Origin of the sequence: Pseudomonas flexibilis (assembly GCF_000806415.1) — a bacterium.
Classification (GTDB): Bacteria; Pseudomonadota; Gammaproteobacteria; order Pseudomonadales; family Pseudomonadaceae; genus Serpens; species Serpens flexibilis.
In genome coordinates this window covers 1-13,587 of record NZ_JTAK01000008.1, presented here as the reverse complement: position 1 = coordinate 13,587, position 13,587 = coordinate 1, and the positions used below count along the sequence as shown (strand labels likewise).

At 67.5% G+C, this 13,587-nt stretch carries 15 protein-coding genes and 1 pseudogene; 14 read left to right on the top strand and 2 right to left on the bottom strand.

The annotated features are described in order from the left end of the window. Positions 1–186 precede the first annotated feature (186 nt). The 10 genes and pseudogenes from PT85_RS16240 (at position 187) to PT85_RS16195 (ending at position 7,548) form a co-directional block, all read left to right on the top strand. Complete coding sequence (locus PT85_RS16240; protein WP_039607245.1) at positions 187–1,806, top strand: FMN-binding glutamate synthase family protein; 1,620 nt, start codon at positions 187–189, stop codon at positions 1,804–1,806. A gap of 168 nt (positions 1,807–1,974) precedes the next feature. Further along, on the top strand, positions 1,975–2,331 hold the full coding sequence (locus PT85_RS16235) for a metalloregulator ArsR/SmtB family transcription factor (RefSeq protein WP_027591544.1): 357 nt from the start codon (positions 1,975–1,977) through the stop codon (positions 2,329–2,331). Between the two features lie 15 nt (positions 2,332–2,346). After that, positions 2,347–2,817: an arsenate reductase ArsC gene (locus PT85_RS16230; RefSeq protein WP_039607244.1), complete on the top strand. Its 471-nt coding sequence runs from the start codon at positions 2,347–2,349 to the stop codon at positions 2,815–2,817. Between the two features lie 21 nt (positions 2,818–2,838). Further along, a complete protein-coding gene (gene arsH / locus PT85_RS16225; RefSeq protein WP_039607243.1) occupies positions 2,839–3,552 on the top strand; it encodes an arsenical resistance protein ArsH in 714 nt (237 codons plus the stop codon). A gap of 19 nt (positions 3,553–3,571) precedes the next feature. Further along, positions 3,572–4,069: a phosphatase domain-containing putative toxin gene (locus PT85_RS16220; protein ID WP_039607242.1), complete on the top strand. Its 498-nt coding sequence runs from the start codon at positions 3,572–3,574 to the stop codon at positions 4,067–4,069. Between the two features lie 12 nt (positions 4,070–4,081). After that, positions 4,082–4,661: pseudogene (locus tag PT85_RS16215) on the top strand (hypothetical protein); the annotation flags it as partial. An 18-nt stretch (positions 4,662–4,679) separates the two neighbouring features. Next, positions 4,680–5,111, top strand: a complete 432-nt coding sequence (locus PT85_RS16210; protein WP_027591613.1) for an OsmC family protein — start codon at positions 4,680–4,682, stop codon at positions 5,109–5,111. A 184-nt stretch (positions 5,112–5,295) separates the two neighbouring features. Next, positions 5,296–6,045, top strand: a complete 750-nt coding sequence (locus PT85_RS16205; protein ID WP_039607241.1) for a CHAD domain-containing protein — start codon at positions 5,296–5,298, stop codon at positions 6,043–6,045. A 147-nt stretch (positions 6,046–6,192) separates the two neighbouring features. After that, entirely contained in the window at positions 6,193–6,960 is a 768-nt protein-coding gene (hdhA, locus tag PT85_RS16200) for a 7-alpha-hydroxysteroid dehydrogenase (RefSeq protein ID WP_027591615.1), read from the top strand. Between the two features lie 24 nt (positions 6,961–6,984). Continuing rightward, positions 6,985–7,548 (top strand): dihydrofolate reductase family protein, encoded by a 564-nt coding sequence (locus PT85_RS16195; protein ID WP_039607267.1) that lies wholly within the window; start codon positions 6,985–6,987, stop codon positions 7,546–7,548. A 12-nt stretch (positions 7,549–7,560) separates the two neighbouring features. On the opposite strand, the gene PT85_RS16190 is transcribed toward PT85_RS16195, so the two are convergent. Further along, positions 7,561–8,910, bottom strand: a complete 1,350-nt coding sequence (locus PT85_RS16190) for an ATP-binding protein (RefSeq protein ID WP_039607240.1) — start codon at positions 8,908–8,910, stop codon at positions 7,561–7,563. Next, positions 8,907–9,575, bottom strand: coding sequence for a response regulator (locus PT85_RS16185; RefSeq protein ID WP_039607239.1), 669 nt, complete (start codon positions 9,573–9,575; stop codon positions 8,907–8,909). The genes PT85_RS16190 and PT85_RS16185 overlap by 4 nt, the downstream gene beginning before the upstream one ends. 143 nt (positions 9,576–9,718) lie before the next feature. Between PT85_RS16185 and dsbD the strand changes: the two genes are divergently transcribed. From dsbD to PT85_RS18380, 4 genes are all read left to right on the top strand, one after another. Beyond that, on the top strand, positions 9,719–11,515 hold the full coding sequence (dsbD, locus tag PT85_RS16180) for a protein-disulfide reductase DsbD (RefSeq protein ID WP_039607238.1): 1,797 nt from the start codon (positions 9,719–9,721) through the stop codon (positions 11,513–11,515). Next, entirely contained in the window at positions 11,512–12,348 is an 837-nt protein-coding gene (locus tag PT85_RS16175) for a TlpA disulfide reductase family protein (RefSeq protein ID WP_027591619.1), read from the top strand. Before dsbD ends, PT85_RS16175 begins: the two co-directional genes overlap by 4 nt. A 2-nt stretch (positions 12,349–12,350) precedes the next feature. After that, entirely contained in the window at positions 12,351–12,905 is a 555-nt protein-coding gene (gene dsbG, locus PT85_RS16170) for a thiol:disulfide interchange protein DsbG (protein ID WP_234702721.1), read from the top strand. 87 nt (positions 12,906–12,992) lie between these two features. Then, on the top strand, positions 12,993–13,121 hold the full coding sequence (locus PT85_RS18380; protein WP_267958211.1) for a hypothetical protein: 129 nt from the start codon (positions 12,993–12,995) through the stop codon (positions 13,119–13,121). Positions 13,122–13,587 lie beyond the last annotated feature (466 nt).

The following is a 13,587-nucleotide window of genomic DNA, read 5'->3' as shown; positions in this document are numbered from 1 at the left end:
CAGCGGGAACCGAGGGGGCCGGCCGAGCACCGGCAAGAGGCGGAGAGAATGCTAAAGGGCTGTCGCAAGGCAATCAATAGTAAGCATTATCATTTAGATTAAGTTTGACTGTTTCCGGTGCCATCAAGCCATCCGTGCGCCCCGCTGGTAGACTCCCGCGATTCGTCCGCAGTCCCGGGAGGGGAGATGAACCTGTCGTTGCTCAGCCGCTACGCCTTCTTCGCTGGTTGTGTGCTGGTCACCCTGGTGTGCCTGCCGCTGCTGCCCGGCCAGGCCTGGCTATGGCCGCTGGCACTGCTGGCGGGGGCGCTGAGCCTGCTGGGCCTGCACGATCTGCTGCAGACCCGCCACGCGGTGCTGCGCAACTACCCGGTGCTGGGCCACATCCGCTACCTGGTGGAAAGCATTCGTCCGGAGATCCGCCAGTACCTGCTGGAAGGGGACGCCGAGCAACTGCCGTTCTCCCGCTCGCAGCGCTCGCTGGTGTACGCGCGGGCCAAGAACGAGCCCGCCGACCGACCGTTCGGCACCCAGAGCGACGTCTACCAGACCGGCTTCGAGTTCATCAGCCATTCCATGCTGCCGGCAGCGCACGGCAACCCCGACGATTTCCGCGTCACCATCGGTGGCCCGCAGTGCCGGCAGCCGTACTCGGCCTCGGTGTTCAACATCTCGGCGATGAGCTTCGGCTCCCTCAGCGCCAACGCCATCCGCGCGCTGAACAAGGGCGCGCGGATGGGCAACTTCGCCCACGACACCGGCGAAGGCAGCATCAGCCCGTACCACCGCGAGCATGGCGGCGACCTGATCTGGGAGCTGGGCAGCGGCTACTTCGGCTGCCGCACCGAGGACGGCGCATTCGATCCGCAGCGCTTCGCCGCCCAGGCGCAGCAACCGCAGGTGCGGATGGTCGAGATCAAGCTCAGCCAGGGCGCCAAGCCCGGCCACGGCGGCATCCTGCCGCAGCACAAGATCACTGCGGAGATCGCCGCCGTGCGCGGCATTCCGCGCGACCGCGATTGTGTCTCGCCGGCCCGTCACAGCGCCTTCGGCACACCCATCGAACTGCTGCAGTTCATCGCCCGGCTGCGCGAGCTGTCCGGCGGCAAGCCGGTCGGCTTCAAGTTCTGCCTGGGGCACCCCTGGGAATTCATGGCCATCGCCAAGGCCATGGTGGTGACCGGCATCCTCCCCGACTTCATCGTCGTGGACGGCAAGGAAGGCGGCACTGGCGCGGCGCCGCTGGAGTTCAGCAACCACATCGGCGTGCCGCTGCGCGAGGGACTGCTGTTCGTGCACAACACCCTGGTCGGCCTGAACCTGCGCGACAAGATCCGCATCGGCGCCAGCGGCAAGATCATCAGCGCCTTCGACATTGCCTCCGTACTGGCCATCGGCGCCGACTGGGCGAACTCCGCGCGTGGCTTCATGTTCGCCATCGGCTGCATCCAGTCGCAGAGCTGCCACACCAACAAGTGCCCGACCGGCGTCGCCACCCAGGACCCGCTGCGCCAGCGCGCCCTGGTGGTGCCGGACAAGGCCCAGCGGGTGTTCAACTACCACCGCAACACCCTCAAGGCGCTGGCGGAGATGCTCGCCGCCGCCGGCCTCAGCCACCCGTCCGAGTTGGAGCCGCGCTTCCTGGTGCGCCGGCTGTCGGCCACCGAGATCCAGCTCTACTCGCAGATGCACGTCTACCTCAAGCCCGGCGAGCTGCTGGACGGCACGGTGCAGGGCGAGTTCTACCGGCGCATGTGGGCAATGGCCCAGGCCGACAGCTTCGCCCCGGCGACCGTGGAGGCCTGAAGGTAGGGGCGCCCTAGGTGCCGGCGCTCGAAGGCTTTACTTCATATATGGCGGATAATATATTCGCCAAAACGAATTAACAGCCGAGCCTCACGATGAGCAGTAAGACCAGAGGCACGAGCGCATCAAGATGTTCGTGCTGGTGAAGAACAAACGCTGAGGATTGCCATGGTCGAGCACCTGACCCCCGCCACGGTTTTCAAATCCCTGGCCGACGAAACCCGCGCGCGCATGACCCTGCTGATCGCCCGCGAGGGTGAGCTGTGCGTCTGCGAACTGACCACGGCACTGGAGGAAAGCCAGCCGAAGATCTCCCGTCATCTCGCGCTGCTGCGCAGCAGCGGTGTGCTGGAGGATCGCCGTCAGGGCCAGTGGGTGTATTACCGCCTGCACCCCGATCTGCCGGACTGGGTGCATGAGATGCTCAGCACCATCCTGGCGGCCAACAAACACTGGCTGCGGCCGAATGCCGAGCGCCTGGAGGGCATGCGCAACCGCCCCGAGCGCAGCAGCGCCTGCGCCTGACGCATGAGTAGTCCCATGAAAATTCTGTTCCTGTGCACGGCCAACAGTTGCCGCAGCATTCTCTCCGAAGCCCTGTTCAACCACCTGGCCCCGGCTAGCGTGCGCGCGTACAGCGCCGGCAGTGAGCCGAAGGGATTCGTCCATCCACTCACCCTTGAGGCTCTGGGGCGAGCGGGCGTGGCCTGCGACGGCCTGTTCAGCAAGCCCATCGAGGCGCACGCCGAGCTGCAACCCAACGTTGTCATCACCGTCTGCGACAAGGCGGCCGGCGAGGCCTGTCCGGTGTTTTTCGGCCCGGCGCTGCGTGCTCACTGGGGGCTGGAGGACCCGTCCGAGGTCAGCGGTTCGGACGTCGAGAGCGCAGCGGCGTTCGACGCCACGGTCGGCCGGATCAAGAGCCGTATCCAGGCCTTTCTCGCCTTGCCGTTCGACCAGTTGAATGCCGATACCCTGAAGGCCGAACTGACCCGTATCGGCAGCCTGTAATCCTTTGCCCGGATAGACGCCATGCACGACGATCTGCCCAACATCGACGCCACGCTCCTGGACCTGCCCAGCCACGAGCGGCTCGGCCTGCCGGATGCCGCAGGCCATAAGCCACGTATCCTGCTGCTCTACGGCTCCTGCCGCGAGCGTTCCTACAGCCGCCTATTGGCTGAGGAGGCGGCTCGACTGTTGCGACGCTTAGGTGCCGAGACCTGCATTTTTGACCCGTCCGGCCTGCCGCTGCCCGATGATGCCCCGGAAGATCATCCCAAGGTGCGTGAGCTGCGCGAGCGAGTGCTTTGGTCCGAAGGCATGGTCTGGTGCTCGCCAGAGCGCCACGGCGCCATGAGCGCAGTGTTCAAGGCGCAGATCGATTGGATCCCGCTGAGCATGGGCGCAGTCCGCCCGACCCAGGGCAAGACCCTGGCGCTGATGCAGGTCTGTGGCGGGTCGCAGTCGTTCAATGCGGTCAATCAGATGCGCGTGCTCGGTCGTTGGATGCGCATGGTGACCATCCCCAACCAGTCCTCCGTGCCCAAGGCGTTTCTGGAGTTCGACGAGGCCGGGCGCATGAAGCCGTCGCCCTATTACGACCGAGTGGTCGATGTGATGGAGGAACTGTTCAAGTTCACTCTGCTGGTGCGTGATCGCGCCGACTATCTGGTGGATCGCTATTCCGAACGCAAGGAGTCGGCAGAAGAGTTGTCCCGGCGCGTCAATCTGCGCAGCATCTGAATCCCAAAGGAAACTCACTGTGTCCCATCCCTACGACATTCTCAACGTTCCTGGCTGCTCCGGCCGATTGATCTTCACCCCCTGCCCGGGTAGCAAGGACACCAGCGTGGCTGAGGCCCTGGATACCCTGCGGGCCGCCGGCGCCGAGGCGCTGATCACCCTGATGCCGAGTGGCGAGCTGGAGCAGCACCAGGCCGCCGGCCTGCCAGCGCTGTGCGCCGAGCGCAACCTGCAGTGGTTTCACCTGCCGGTGGCAGACGAGCAGGTACCACAGGCCGACTTCGATGCCGCCTGGGAGCAGACGCGCGAGCGCATGCAGGCCTTGCTTGGCCAAGGCGGCACCCTCGCGATCCATTGCAAGGGTGGCTCTGGGCGCACCGGCTTGATCGCGGCGCGCTTGCTGGTGGATCGCGGCCTGCCGCGTGACCAGGCGGTGGCGATGATCAAGACCTTGCTGCCCAAGGCCATTCAGCATCCGGCGCATGTCGCCTGGCTCGCGCAGTACGACTGCAAATAATTCCTCCCCGCGACCAACACCCAGAGCCTGCTCGACCAGCCCCACAAGGACCTGCGCCGCGCTGATGAGCCTGATCCCGATCACCATCGGCTCGGCCACCGCCATCGCCGAGACCTTCCCGGAACTGCGCGGCAAGCTGAACGGCCACGCGGTGCTGGCGCTGGTCTGGCTGGCCAGCCTGGTGCTGCTGAAGAAGGACCTCGGCAAGGGGAAGAGCAAACCGAAGTTCCGCGACCTGCTGTCCAAGAGCCGGGCGATCAACATTCTTTCCGCCGCGCGGCTGTTCCTGTTCGGCGCCCGCGACGTGTGGTTCGTGGTGGCCCTGCCGGTGTTCCTGGCCAGCCGCTTCGGCTGGGACTTCTGGCAGGTCGGTGGCTTCCTGGCCAGCTGGGTGATCGGCTACGGCATCGTGCAATCCGTTGCCCCGTACTTCACCGGCAAGCGCAGCGGCCGGGTTCCCGACGGCCGCGCCGCCATCGCCCTGGGCCTGCACAGCGCGCTGCTGGCGCAGGCGGTGCTGATCGGCGGCCTGCTGCTGGCGGCGCTGATTTCCATCGGCTTGCCGCGCCATGGCGCGGCGGCCAGAACCTGACGATGCAGGGAGACCGTGATGACTGAGACCAAGACCAAGATGACCTTCCAGGTGCGCTCCATTCGCCAGGATGCCCACGGCAGCGAAGCGCAGTGCAAGGACGCCCGCATTCAGTTGGACACTGACCTGGCCGGGCGGCGTGACGCCTTCAACCCGGCCGAGCTGCTGCTCGCCGCGTTGTCGGCCTGCATGATCAAGGGCATCGAGCGGGTCGTGCCGATCCTGAAGTTCTCCTTGCGCGGCGTGGAAGTGCGCATCGACGGGGTGCGCCAGGATGTGCCGCCGAGGATGGAGTCGATCCACTACGAGATCATCGTCGACACCGACGAGCCGGACCGGCGCCTCGACCTGTTGCACGAAAATGTCCGGAAGTACGGCACGGTTTTCAACACCGTCGCCCCCGGTACCGAACTGAGTGGCGTCCTGCGGCGCGGCTCGGTCCAGGAGTAGGGGCGGCACCTGATATACCCTCTGAGGGTATGTTGGGGCGCGACTCAACGCGACAGGTCTCTGAACGATGAAGGCTGTACAAGAGGCCGCGTTGGCCCCGGCGGGCAAAACGCCAACCCCGTCGTTCCCGCCCGGCGCCGGGCGGGCTACCCTGCGGATGCCGCCGACGCTCAGGAGAGCCCGCATGATCACCACCCTGATCGAGCACGTGACCCGTCAGCACATCGCCCTGCAGTCTGGCGCCGCCCGCCTGCGGGCCCGCACCGATAGCGAGGCGCTGCACGACATGCGCGTCGCCGTGCGTCGCCTGCGCAGTCTGTTACGACCGCTGCGCAGCCTGACGCCGTTCGCCGCCCTCGAAGCCGCCGCAGCCGCCTTCGGCCAGAAGAGCACCCCGCTGCGCGACAGCGAAGTCCTGCTGGAAGAACTGCGCCGGCGCGGCCATACCCGTCTTTCCAGCCGCCGCAAGGCCCTGGAACGTGGCTACGACAGCCTTCTGGCCGGTCCTGAACTGGCCCTGCTGCTGCAAACCCTGGATGCCTGGCCCGCCACCCTGCGCCTGGCGGTATGGCACGACGAACTGGGCGACCTGGCGCCGTACATCCGCAAGCGCCTGGCCCGCCAGCAACGGCGCCTCGGCCTGGCCCTGCGCGACCCCGAGCACGACCGCCACCGCCTGCGCGTGCTGATCAAGCGCGTGCGCTACGCCGCCGAAGCCTACCCGGCCCTCGCCGCACTGCCGAAACCCGCCGCCCGCCAGTTGAAAGCCGCCCAGGCCGCCCTCGGCGACTGGCACGACCACCTGCAATGGCTGCACCGCGCCGAAACCGAGCGCGACCTGCAGCCGTATTGCGAAACCTGGCGCCGAGCCCAGATCGCGGCCGAACGCCGTGCGGATCGTGCGCTGCAACCGTTGCTGGACGTGTTCACATAAGAGCGGAACGGGCCGGCGGTGAGCCCGCGCTGGGGCGGCGCGCGAAGCAGCCATCAACAACGCCCTCGCAATGCCCTCGCAATTGCTGCGATGAGCCGCAGCCCGTCTCCCGTATACTCCCGGCACACCTCATCCCAGGAGAGCACCATGTATCGCCCCGAAGATTTTCGTCTTGATGGTCAGGTTGCGGTCGTCACAGGCGCCGGCGCGGGCATCGGCCGGGCCATAGCGCAAACGTTCGCCGCCGCTGGCGCGGCGGTGCTGGTCAGCGACCTTTCGGTAGCGGCCGCCGAGGCGGTGCGTGACGAGATCATCGCCGCCGGCGGCCAGGCTGCCGCCCACGGGTGCGATATCACTGACGAGGCCCAGCTCGAACAACTGGTCGAGCGCTGCGTGGCCACCTTCGGCTCGCTCACGCTGCTGGTCAGCAATGCCGGTGGCGGCGGTCCGAAGCCCTTCGACATGCCGATGGCCGATTTCCGCCGCGCCTACGAACTGAACGTGTTCTCGCTGTTCCGCCTGGCCCAGCTGGCGGCGCCGCACATGGAGCGCGCCGGCGGCGGGGCGATGCTGGCGATCTCCTCGATGGCCGGCGACAACCGCAACCAGCGCATGGCCTCCTACGGCTCTTCCAAGGCTGCGGCCAACCACCTGGTCCGCAACATCGCCTTCGACCTGGGGCCGCGCGGTATCCGCGTCAACGGCATCGCCCCCGGCGCGACCCTTACCGATGCGCTGAAAAGCGTGCTCACCGAGGACATCCAGCGCCGCATGCTGGCGCACACGCCGATCCAGCGGCTCGGCGAACCGCAGGACATGGCCAACGCCGCGCTGTTCCTCTGCTCGCCGGCGGCGGCCTGGATCAGCGGCCAGATCCTCACCGTCTCCGGCGGCGGGGTGCAGGAGCTGGACTGACCCACCCAGCGAGACGTGCTGATCATGAAGACCCAATACTTCGCCGCCGCCAGCCTGGATGGCTTCATCGCCACCGAGGACGACTCCCTGGACTGGCTGTTCCCCCTGGGCGATCTCGACGACTCCAGCTACCCGGCGTTCATTGCCGAGGTCGGCGCGCTGGCCATGGGCGCGGCCACCTATGAGTGGCTGCTGCGCAACGCCGACGCGGTCACCGCTGAAACCGGCTCGCCCTGGCCCTACACGCAACCGGCCTGGGTCTTCACCCACCGCACGCTGCCGACCCTCGAAGGTGCGGACATCCGCTTCGTGCACGGCGACGTGCGTCCGGTGCACGCCCAGATGCGCGCCGCCGCCGGCAGCCGCAACCTCTGGATCGTCGGCGGCGGCGAACTCGCCGGCCAGTTCTACGACGCCGGCCTGCTGGACGAACTGATCATCCAGATCGGCTCCGCCACCCTGGGCCACGGCAAACCGCTGTTTCCGCGTCGCGTACTGAGCCCGGTCCTGCGCCTGCTCTCCGTCCGGCAGATGGGCGCCGGCATGGCCGAACTGCGTTACGCGGTGGAAAAGGGCGGCGCTGAATAAGCGCGTTCCTTGCTACCGACTCGTACATCCTTGTGCATCGCTCGCCAACGGAATGACCAGCTCCGCAACCAGGCCGCCATCCGGGCGCGGCTTCAGGTTCAGGGTGCCGCCAAACCGTTCCAGGATGGCGCGAACGATCGAGATGCCCAGGCCGGCGCCGTCCTGGCGTTGGCGACCCTGATCGCCCCGCCAGAAGCGGCGGCCGATCTGTGCCACCTGTTCCGGGCTCAAACCGGGGCCGCGATCGGCGATGTCGATGCGACAACGGTGATGCGCGTGCTCGACGTGCACGTCGACCTCGATGGCGTGCGGGGAATAGCGCATGGCGTTGTCCACCAGGTTGCGCACCGCGGTTTCCAGCATGGAGCGGGGCATGGGCGCGGCTGCATCCGTGCCGGTCGTGGACAGTCTTAGGCGGCCGGGCGCGGTGTGGTCGATCTGCATGATCACGCCAGTGACAGACTCGAGCACCGACTCGCAGCGGTCCGCCGGCGCGACGGGGGCTTCGGTGCGCGCCAGGATCGCCATCTGATCCAGGGTGTGTCGCAGGCGCTTCACGCCTTCTTCCGCATTGCTGAGCGAGGCCTGGGCGTCGTCGCCTTCGGAGAGCCTGGCGACCTGCAGGTGCGTGTCGATCACCGTCAGCGGCGTGCGCAGCTCATGCGCCGCGGCATCGGTAAAGGCCCGTTGGCTGGATAAGGTCCGGGACAGCCGCTCGAGCAGCCCGTTCATGGCGTCCAGCACGGTTCGCAGCTCCGCGGGCGCATGGGCCACGGCCAGCGGCGTGGTGTCGTCGATCTGCCGGGCGCGCAACTGCTGGCGCAGCCCGTTCAACGGTGACAGCCCCCGACCGATGCCGATCCAGAGCGCGACCAGTCCGCCGAAGAGGGCAACCAGGAAGGGCACGCCCACTGCGGACAGCAGGTCCCTGACCAGCTGGGTTCGCTGGTCCAGGCGATCCGCCGTCGTGATCTGGTAGCCGCCAGCGTTCAAGACATAGATGCGCCATTGCTCGCCTTGCACATCGCGGGTAGTGAACCCCGCGGGAAGAGCGTCGAATCCGCGATGCGCGCCGGAGGTGGTGCGCGCCAGGATCTCCCCGCGCAGCGTGCGTATCTCGCACTCGATCCCCTCGCCGCCACCGACCTGAACCGCATCGGCGAAATCGGCAGGCGTGGAATGAGGGGACAGCGCCGTTCGTTCCAGCAGACCCGCCACCATGCGGGCCGACATGGCGAGCCGGCCGTCGAGGGTGCGCTCCAGGTTGGCTTCGGCGCCGCGCAGCATCCAGCCTGCGGCGGCGCCCCAGAGCAGCACCAGTGCGATGCCGGTGATCAGAACGGCGCGCAGGCGCAGGCTCATGGGGAGGGTCTCCAGCCAAGGCGATAGCCCAGGCCACGCGCGGTCTCGATTGCTGCGCTCCCCAGCTTGCGGCGGATGTTGTGGATGTGAACATTCAGGGCATTGCTGCCGATCTCCTCGCCCAGTCCGAACAGGCGCTCATTCAGCACCTGCGGCGTGACCCAGCGACCGTCGGCATCGGCCAGGTGCGTCAGCAGATCGATCTCGCGGCGTGACAGGGCAACGGATTCGCCGTGCAGCCAGGCAAGACCGCTCGCGGGTTCCAGGCGCAGCGGGCCGGCCGCGACGACTTGCGCGGCGCGTCCCTGGGTGCGTCGGACCAGGGCATGCAGGCGCGCGGCCAGTTCCCGCAGATCGAACGGCTTGACCAGATAGTCGTCGGCGCCCTCGTGCAGCCCCTTCAGCCGATGCTCGATGGCATCCCGGGCGGTAAGGATCAGCACCGGCAGGTGGGGGTCGACAGCGCGCAGCGTGGCCATCAGTTCCATTCCGTCGCGGTCGGGAAGGCCCAGATCGAGCACCAGCGCATGAAAGGTTTCTTCCAGGTGCGCGGTCTCCGCCGCCTGCGCGGTGCGTACGTGATGCGCGCCGATGCCGTGCTTGCTCAGCCCCGCCACGACGCCCTTGCCGATCAGCTCGTCATCTTCCACCAACAACACACGCATCCGGGTTTCACCTCCTCTGGACCAGGCGGCATGGTAAGCCACCGAGTCCCGGGGTGTTAGCGACTCGGCTCGGCGGCCGCTTTAGTTTCGTTTAATCGAACGCACGCATGATCCTCCCGACCTTGTTCAGGAGGATTCGGATAGTGTCCCGGTATCGAAGCGTTCTCGCGGTGTTCCTGTTGTGCTGCGCCAGCATCGGCAGCGTCTGGGCAAGTGGTGGCCTGTTCGCCTGGGACAAGCGCGCTCCTCAGTTCCTGGATGCAGACCAGGTCTTTACGCTGGCGCCGGTCCGGCAGGAGGGCGACGCGCTCACGGCCGCCGGTCTGGTTGCCGAGGGTTACTACCTCTATCGGCATGCCATCCGCCTGGTCGATGCCCAGGGTGGCGATATCCCCCTGGACCTGCCCGCAGGCGCGCCCAAGCACGACGAGTTCTTCGGCGATACCGAAATCTACACCGGGGATACCCTGCAGTTGCGCTTCCCCGCCGCGACCGCCGGACCGCTGACGCTGCACTGGCAGGGATGTGCCGAGGACGGTATCTGCTATCCGCCGCAGACGCTCAGCGTGGCGCTGCCGGCGGGTGCCGCAGCAGGGGCCGGCGTGACGCCGCAGGCATCGCCCGCCCCGCCAGCCGCCGCCCTGGCGGAGGATGAAGCGGCCGCGCGCCAGCTCGCAGCGCTGGGGCCCGTCGCCGGGACGTTGCTGTTCTTCGGCTTCGGTCTGCTGCTGGCCTTCACCCCCTGTACGTTGCCGATGATCCCGATCGTGTCGTCCATGGTTGTCGGCAGCCAGGCCGCCCCCCGACGGGCCCTGGGTCTGTCCCTTGCCTATGTACTGGCGATGGCGGCGGCCTATGCGGTGGTTGGTGTCATGGCCGGTCTGGCCGGCGCCAATCTCCAGGCCGCGCTGCAATCGCCCTGGCTGCTTGGGTCCTTCGCCGCCTTGTTTCTGCTCCTGGCCAGCTCGCTGTTCGGCCTGTTCGAGTTGCGTCTGCCGAGCGTTCTGGTGGACCGCCTTTCGTCCTCGGGCGCAGGGAAGGGCGGCAGCCTGGGTGGCGCCGCGGCGCTGGGCGTTCTGTCGGCGCTGCTGGTCGGCCCCTGCATGACCGCGCCGCTGGCCGGAGCGCTGCTGTATATCGGGCAGACCGGCAGCGCCCTCTACGGTGGGCTGGTGCTGTTCGCGCTCGGTCTGGGCATGGGGCTGCCTCTGCTGGCGATAGCGCTGTTCGGTGCCCGGGTCCTGCCGCGCCCCGGCCCCTGGATGGAACGGATTCGCATCGCCTTCGGCTACCTGATGGTCGGCATGGCGGTCATGATGCTGGCGCGCTTCCTGCCCGCCACGATCAGCCTGGCCCTGTGGGGCTTCTGGGCTCTGTCCGTGGCGATCGGACTGATTGCCTGGGCGCAGAGTCTGGCCGCGCGCCAGCGCCTGGCCTGGACGGTACGGGTGGGCGCGGCCATTTCCGGCGTGTGGTCGGTGCTCATGCTGGTGGGCGCGGCCTCGGGAGGCGACTCGGTGCTCCAGCCGCTCACGCACCTGCGAGGGGTCGAGACGGCGTCGGCGGCCGCGCGCGTGAACTACGTTGCGGCCAAATCCATCGAGGACGTGGACGCGCGCCTGGCGGAGGCCGCCGCCCGTGGCCAGTGGACGCTGATCGACTTTTACGCGGACTGGTGCGTGAGCTGCCATGTGATCGAGCGAAACGTCTTCGGCGATCCCGCCGTCGCGGCGCGGCTGGCCACCCTGCAGGTGCTGCGACCCGACGTGACGCGCAATGACGCGACGGATCAGGCCCTGCTCAAACACTGGGGCGTCATGGGGCCGCCGACGCTGATTCTGGTCGGCCCGGATGGCCAGGAGCGCCGCGCGTTGCGTGTGGTGGGCGAGGTCAGCGCCCGCGACTTCCTGAATCAACTGCTGGCGGCGGGCATCCGATGATCAGCGCGGGCCCTTTTTCGATCCAGGTGGTCATCCTCATCGTCGCCGTGTTGTTGGCCTGGGTAATAACGCGCAAGGTCGCGCAGCGACTGCCCGACACACCCGCCCGGCAGGCCGGCGGCCTGCTGCTCGACGCCGTGTTCTGGGGCCTGGTGGCCGCGCGGCTTGGCTACATCCTGCAGTGGTGGAGCGACTACGCGGCGTCGCCGCTGTCGATGATCGCCATCGGCGATGGCGGCTTTTCCGGGGGGAGCGGGGTGCTCGGCGGTGTGGCATTCGCCTGGTGGCGAACCCGAACGATGCCCCTGCTACGCCGCCCGCTGCTGGTGGGCAGCGCCGCCGGCGTGCTCAGTTGGTCCGCCGCCACAGGCGTGCTCGGCCTGATCCAGCTCGCGGTGGCGCCACCCTTGCCCGAGCTGCAGTTGAACCGCCTCGATGCGGACCCCGTGGTACTCAGCGAGTACACAGGGCGGCCGGTGGTGGTCAACCTGTGGGCCAGCTGGTGCCCACCTTGTCGTCGCGAAATGCCGGTGCTGGAGCAGGCTCAGTCCCATTACCCCGGCATCGCCATCGTCATGGTCAACCAGGGGGAAAGTGCTGCCCAGGCCCGCGACTTCCTGGCGCGCGAGCACCTGACCTTCCAGGAAAACCTGCTCGATCCCGCCGGCCGCCTCATGCGGGACATGGGCGCGCGCGGCCTGCCCACCACCCTGTTCTTCGATGCCCAGGGCCGGCTCGTGGACTCGCACGTGGGTGAACTCACCCGGGCGAGCCTGCGGGACACCCTGTCACGCCATTTCCAGCCCCTTACGATCAATACCGCCAAGGAGTGACCATGTTTGTACCGCGTTCGCGCTTCCCGAGCCTCTTCTCCGCAACCCTGCTGGCGATGGCGCTTCTGCCGGCGCATGCCGATGACCGGCCCGCAGCGCTGCAGATGCTGGAACGACAGGGGCTGACCATCGCCCAGGAATTCGACGTCGGTGGCGGCCTGCGGGCGTTTGCCGCGGCCGCGGGCGACCGCCCCGTCGCGGTGTATCTGACGGGCGATGGCAACGTCATCGTCGGCACGCGCCTGGATGCCAACGGCGCCGCGCTCGATGAGGAGGCGCTGCAACGCCTGGTGGCCAAACCCGTCAGTGACAAGGTATGGGCCCAACTGGAGGCCGCGACCTGGGTACAGGACGGCAGCGCCAACGCGCCGCGCGTGGTGTACACCTTCAGCGATCCCAACTGCCCGTTCTGCAACCGTTTCTGGAAGGCGGCCCGACCCTGGGTGGACACCGGCAAGGTTCAGTTGCGGCACGTCATGGTGGGCATTCTCAAGGCGGACAGCCAGGCCAAGGCGGCGGCGATCCTCGACGCGGCCGATCCGTCCGCGGCCCTGTAGCAGAACGAGCAGGCCTTCGACCGGGGCGGAATCACTCCGGCCAAGCGCACCTCCGACAAGGCGCGCACGGCGCTGGAGGACAACCAGATGCTGATGATGAGCCTGGGCTTCCGCGGCACCCCTGCGATCCTGGTGCGCGACAGCGAAGGCCTGGTCCAGAAGTACAACGGCATGCCGCAGCCGGCCGCGCTGGCCGAGATCATGGGGCCGCGCTGAGGTCAGTCGACGCGGCCCTCTTCCATGATGGAAGGGGGCCGCACGGCCGAACGGCGTTACGCGCTGGAGCAGGGTGGCGCCGAATACAGGCCAGGCCCGAACGACCGATCCGGACCTGCGACCTTTCAAGGATTGTTTCGCCCGCACCACCCGCGCTAACCTCCGGCCCATTCCCTCCGCTGGCAAAGGATTGCTGTCTTGCTGCGCCCCGTGCTCCACCCATCGCTCTCCCTTTTTTCAAGAGCCGTCCCGCGACGTGGCTGGCGCCTGCGCGCGCGTGGGGCAGGGTGCGGGTTATATCGAATGCACGCGAATACGGGGTGGTGCGGAAGGGGAGCGGTAGGCGTTTGATTGAAAAGGGGATCTTCTTTCTGCGGGGAGGATCGAGGGCGGAGTTATACCGAATCCACTGTTATCCGTTGGCGTGGGTTCCATCTAATCACTGTTAGAGCGCAAACCATGAACC

Coding starts and splice junctions, on each gene's coding strand:
- arsH (WP_039607243.1), top strand. CDS start 2,839: ATGCACGACGATCTGCCCAACATCGACGCCACGCTCCTGGACCTGCCC.
- PT85_RS16205 (WP_039607241.1), top strand. CDS start 5,296: ATGATCACCACCCTGATCGAGCACGTGACCCGTCAGCACATCGCCCTG.
- hdhA (WP_027591615.1), top strand. CDS start 6,193: ATGTATCGCCCCGAAGATTTTCGTCTTGATGGTCAGGTTGCGGTCGTC.
- PT85_RS18380 (WP_267958211.1), top strand. CDS start 12,993: ATGCTGATGATGAGCCTGGGCTTCCGCGGCACCCCTGCGATCCTGGTG.
- PT85_RS16240 (WP_039607245.1), top strand. CDS start 187: ATGAACCTGTCGTTGCTCAGCCGCTACGCCTTCTTCGCTGGTTGTGTG.
- PT85_RS16210 (WP_027591613.1), top strand. CDS start 4,680: ATGACTGAGACCAAGACCAAGATGACCTTCCAGGTGCGCTCCATTCGC.
- PT85_RS16195 (WP_039607267.1), top strand. CDS start 6,985: ATGAAGACCCAATACTTCGCCGCCGCCAGCCTGGATGGCTTCATCGCC.
- PT85_RS16175 (WP_027591619.1), top strand. CDS start 11,512: ATGATCAGCGCGGGCCCTTTTTCGATCCAGGTGGTCATCCTCATCGTC.
- PT85_RS16185 (WP_039607239.1), bottom strand. CDS start 9,575: ATGCGTGTGTTGTTGGTGGAAGATGACGAGCTGATCGGCAAGGGCGTC.
- PT85_RS16230 (WP_039607244.1), top strand. CDS start 2,347: ATGAAAATTCTGTTCCTGTGCACGGCCAACAGTTGCCGCAGCATTCTC.
- PT85_RS16190 (WP_039607240.1), bottom strand. CDS start 8,910: ATGAGCCTGCGCCTGCGCGCCGTTCTGATCACCGGCATCGCACTGGTG.
- PT85_RS16235 (WP_027591544.1), top strand. CDS start 1,975: ATGGTCGAGCACCTGACCCCCGCCACGGTTTTCAAATCCCTGGCCGAC.
- dsbG (WP_234702721.1), top strand. CDS start 12,351: ATGTTTGTACCGCGTTCGCGCTTCCCGAGCCTCTTCTCCGCAACCCTG.